Annotated in this window: 4 protein-coding genes; 3 read left to right on the forward strand and 1 reads right to left on the reverse strand. The window is 31.4% G+C overall.

Features of this window, described 5'->3' with window-relative positions; genetic code table 11:
- From B5X70_RS18440 to B5X70_RS17355, 3 genes are all read left to right on the forward strand, one after another.
- Window positions 1–226: zinc ribbon domain-containing protein (locus tag B5X70_RS18440; protein WP_234995091.1), on the forward strand; the 226-nt coding region annotated here is incomplete at its 5' end.
- 239 nt (window positions 227–465) lie between these two features.
- Window positions 466–2,256: a DUF262 domain-containing protein gene (locus B5X70_RS17350; RefSeq protein ID WP_079559167.1), complete on the forward strand. Its 1,791-nt coding sequence runs from the start codon at window positions 466–468 to the stop codon at window positions 2,254–2,256.
- Complete coding sequence (locus B5X70_RS17355) at window positions 2,249–4,408, forward strand: DUF262 domain-containing protein (protein WP_079559168.1); 2,160 nt, start codon at window positions 2,249–2,251, stop codon at window positions 4,406–4,408. The genes B5X70_RS17350 and B5X70_RS17355 overlap by 8 nt, the downstream gene beginning before the upstream one ends.
- Window positions 4,409–4,715: 307 nt before the next feature.
- Here the strand turns inward: B5X70_RS17355 and B5X70_RS18445 are convergent.
- The coding region (locus B5X70_RS18445) for a hypothetical protein (protein ID WP_234995090.1) at window positions 4,716–4,898 on the reverse strand (183 nt) is incomplete at its 5' end.

The following is a 4,898-nucleotide window of genomic DNA, read 5'->3' on the forward strand; positions in this document are numbered from 1 at the left end:
CTATAAAAATGGTGTAAGCAAAGAAAATAATCTAAAAGATATGATTGAGGGTTGCAAACGAAAACATCAAGAACTACTAACCAAAGCACTATATGCTAGGAACATTGAAATAGAGAATAACAAAATTGTAGATTGGATGCACGATGCAACAAAGTGTCCTGCTTGTGGTACAAAGGTTGATTTGAAAGATAAAATATGCCCTAATTGCGAATTATATCTGGAGTGAGAAATATAAAATTGAACCATTAGAAAATTATTTTAAATATAAAGCTAACTACCCACAACATGCAATATAGCAAAAGGCGGGTTTTGTGGTTTCTTGAACCATTTTGCCCCGCATCAAGTCACCTAACGGTGGACAATGATGCTGCCCGCATTCCGCCTCATGCCATATTGCTCAACGTTGTGTGCCATAATAAGTGGGTTACTACCAAATAAGAACAATGAAATAATAATAAAAATATCATGAATGAGCTGCTTCAAAATGTGAATTCCATTTTTAAAAATGATGGATTTTTAAAATTACACAATAAGGAATTCTATAACATCCCATTGTACCAACGAGGATTCAAATGGACTGCAAAACAAGTTGGTAAATTATTGGAAGATATAGACAGGTTTTCGCCAAATGCAGGAAAGTTTTATTGTGTTCAAAATATCACACTTGTTCCAACAGACAATGGTTGTTTTAACGTTGTTGATGGGCAGCAACGATTAACAACAATGGTATTAATATTATCATGTCTAGGAGAAACTAATTTGGTAGCAAATAAGGTTAGATTTCCTGATAATTCCATTCGAGAAAAAACAAATAAATTTCTAAACAACTACATAACGAATTCTGATAAAGTACTTTTAGATGTATTCCCTACATGGGAAGAATTGGTTGAGGAAAAGCCTGAATTTGACCATCAAGATATTTACTATCTATATCAAGCTTACAATACAATTTCCTTATGGCTAAATGAGCTTGATAACAAAGATGTATTTCTGAATAAATTACTGGAACATGTTATGTTCATATGCAATTATATAGAAGGAGAAAACGAAGAAAGAATTTTTGGAAATCTCAACTCTAAAAGAATTTATTTAGATGGTGCAGACCTTGTTAGAGCAACTTTGATAACAAGAGTGACTTTAGAAGAAAGCAAACGAGAATCTGACATTAAAAATATTGTTAGAGTTAACGAAAGACGAGTAAGGATAGGTTGGAGACTAGATGAAATTAACGCATGGTGGGGAGATGATAATATAAAGACTTATTACGAACCTTGGATTAGGGTACAGCCTACTGGTGATATAAGTTTTAGTTTTCTAAAATTTCCAATTAATAAACTCCTTGCCCTGTTCATTGAAAGTGAAGGAAAAGAAAACCTAAGTTTAGAAGCGATTGAAGAATATGAAAGCTCTTTGGAAGTTTATAAAAAAATCAACAAACTAAATGATACTCTTAAAGATTGGTATGAGGATAAAACTCTATATCATTTTTTGGGATTTCTATTTGCGCAGAAAAGAGATAGGAAAGAATTTAATTTTAAGATTATCTGGGATTATTGGCAAAATGACTGTAAAACAAGGGATGATTTTAAATTTTATTTATTAAAACAAATTAAGTTAGAAGTTTTCGGGAATAAACCAGTAAAGGAGGTGTTTGGAGACGGTAAAAATTGGTATGATGGAGATAACAAAACATTGGTACAAATATTATTACTTCTTGATATCATTGAAGCCAATAAAGAATACCGTGATAAACTAAAAAGCAACGCTTTTTTTAAAAAAGGTAATGATATCGAACATGTTTTTCCAAGAAATCCACAAAATCCTAAAGACAAGTTAGCGTATATCACATTCTTAATGAAGTATGATGAAAATCTTAAAAATAAAGAACTATTAAAAGATTTTAAGGGGAAATTTGAGGATGCTGAATATGTCAAAGTGGTAGATGATTTCATTGAAGAATATACTGAAAGTATTCCAATTCATTCTATTGGTAACTTAGTTCTTCTTTATGAATCTCTAAATAGAAGCATAAGTAACAATCCATACTCCTACAAGAGAAAAAAAGTTTTAGAGTTTTTTAATCAAGGAAACTTTATTCAACCACATACTTTAAATGTATTCGCAAGGTATTTCATTAACGAACATTCTACTGGACACGACCTTGAACACTGGACAAAAGATGATATTATATCCAATGAAGAAGCTATAAAGAATACATTATTAAATTATTTAAACACAGAATTGAAAGATGGCTAAAAATAAATTTATGGAAGAACTTTCGGTTGAAGAATTAATCGAAGGTTTAAATTTCTTTGTTCCAGAAATCCAGCGTGAATATGTTTGGGGCTACAACGAACGTGAAATACTTGATGTATTTTTAACTGACTTGATTGAAGGAAAACAGTCTGAATCGGCAATTACTGATTTAAGTGCAAAAATTTCTGAATTAAGCAAGCTCGGCAGATTTGAAGAAATAAAACAATTAGTTGATTCTAAAGAAAATGTTAAACCAATGAATATTGGATTCTTATATTCTTATGAACCCAATTACAGGATGGAGCATTTCCCTGAAAGTGACTACAATAAAGATGTATATTTAATTGATGGTCAACAAAGGCTTACAACTCTTTTTATTCTTCTTTTTTACTTATCAATAAAAGAAAATAGAAAAAAGGAATTCTGCAATATGTTCAGGTTTAACAGTGCATTAGAGTCTGTTGCATTTGATTATAGAGTTCGAAATTTAACACATAATTTTTTTATTGACATGATTACTAACATTAACAGCTTGGATGAAGTTGTTAGTGTGAAAAAATCAACATGGTTCCTTCTTGAATATTCCAAAGACCCGACTGTTTTCGCTTTAGTAAAAGCATTAGAAAAAATACATGATTATTTTGAGAATAAAGAAGATTCATTTTTTGATTTCTTGAAAACAAAAGTCAAATTTTGGCATTTTAAAACAGAAAAAACAGACCAGGGAGAAGAATTATACATAACAATGAACTCGCGAGGTAAACAGCTAGAAGACAATGAAACCATAAGAGCGAAATTGTTCGAAAATATTATAAAAGAAGATGAACTTGAATGGAGTGAAGAATGGGAAAAATGGCAAGACTTTTTCTGGCGGCATAGAGATAAAAATAAAACGAATAGTAGTTCAGACCATGGATTTAATGAGTTTTTAAAATGTATTGCAGGTTTTGAATCTTTGCTTCAAGAATCCGATAATTTTATTTCATTAAGTGACCCTATTTACGCATCTCGGATATTGCAATTTATCACTCTTGAAAAAATTAAAAAATATTTTGCATCATTTTCTTTTTTGATTGAAAATCATGAAATATTCAAAAATGGCTATGAATACTCCGATTGGTTGCCAGAATGTATTTCTTTTATTAAAGACCTAATCTTTAAAAACAGCACTAATTGGTTTATAAATTACGATGATGATTTACGAGCAAGAGAAAGAAGGCACATGGTGTTTATGTGGTCTTTATTCCATTATCTAAACTCTGCTGAATCTCTAAATAATAAAATTAATGAAATATATAGGTTATTGCGAATCTATTGGCTTCGCTATAATAATCATGACAGAAGTGTAAAATCACTAGTTGAAAGATGTAATTATTTTATAGAAAATGGAATTTGGTCTCATTCAATTTCTGATGATGAAGAAGCAAAACATAATTTCTTATTACAACAACATGATGATTATGAATTACGTAAATATGAAAGTGCTTTATGGGAATTAGAAGACCATCCATTAAATATTAATGGTTATCAGGTACAAAATCAAAATATAACTCACCTTATAGATTTTTCTAATGAATTAAGTTTAGATACTATTCTAGACATTACTCGTAGATTTCAAGCTTTATTTGGTAAAGACAAAACTGTAGGTTCTAAAAAACTTAGTACTACTCTATTGTATTTTGGTTTTTATGCAATGCAAAGAACTCCTTATTATTATGACAATTGGGATTTTAATAGCTGGAGAAGGATAATCAGGGATTTAGATTCAAAAGACACACTTGCTTTCAAGACCTTTTTCAATTTATTTCATGGTGAGAACCTTAAAGAAATTTTAGCACAGAAAAAAGATGAGTTTATACTTGAAAAGATGTATAATATTGAAAATGCAAATTCAAAAATTGAGTGCGATTCTCTTATAGATTGTTTAAGGTATTATGCTTTGGTTGCTCCTGATTTGTGGATTAAAGGAAGAAATATTGCAGTGTCTGAATATCTTCCACTTGAAAGTATGACAACTTATGAATCAAGAGCACTTTTCAACACAAAAGGTAACTTTCGAGGATATGGTCACATTGAATTTTATGCTTTACTTGAAAAACCAATTAAAGAAGCAATTAAAGATATTAAGAAAATGCTTAAAGACTTGGAATAGAAATTACGGCACACAACATCATATATAAAATATTGGGGGTTTGGTGGTTACTTGAAAGTTTCTGCCCCGCACCAACTTTTGTAACGGCAGACAGTGATGACGCCCGCAATCCCCCAACATTTCATATATGTGACCGTTGTGGGTAGTGCGACCTGCAAAGGTCTTTAATTGAGTGATTAACTTGTTCTTTGAAACACTGATTAATCCTATTGTTCCGTCAATAGTACCTTACCGGGACACCGGATGTATGGTGAAGCCATTATCGGGTGAAGCTCCCGGGACAATGTTCCTAATCATGACACGTGTGTCAATATGAGGGTATGAAATTCGTGAGAAAAGTAATGCCTCCGATGCTTCCTAAGTTGGTTGAAGGGCTAAGGTAGAACGGCATGGTTAAATTAAATGAAGGTTTGCAGAACCCGTCATTAAACGGAAAAGGCGAAAAAGGAAGATGATACGCCTTGACCAAAATGGTAAGTGGTATGGTTGT

It is taken from the genome of Alkalitalea saponilacus (genome assembly GCF_900168165.1).
Classification (GTDB): Bacteria; Bacteroidota; Bacteroidia; order Bacteroidales; family Marinilabiliaceae; genus Natronoflexus; species Natronoflexus saponilacus.

Coding starts and splice junctions, on each gene's coding strand:
- B5X70_RS17355 (WP_079559168.1), top strand. CDS start 2,249: ATGGCTAAAAATAAATTTATGGAAGAACTTTCGGTTGAAGAATTAATC.
- B5X70_RS17350 (WP_079559167.1), top strand. CDS start 466: ATGAATGAGCTGCTTCAAAATGTGAATTCCATTTTTAAAAATGATGGA.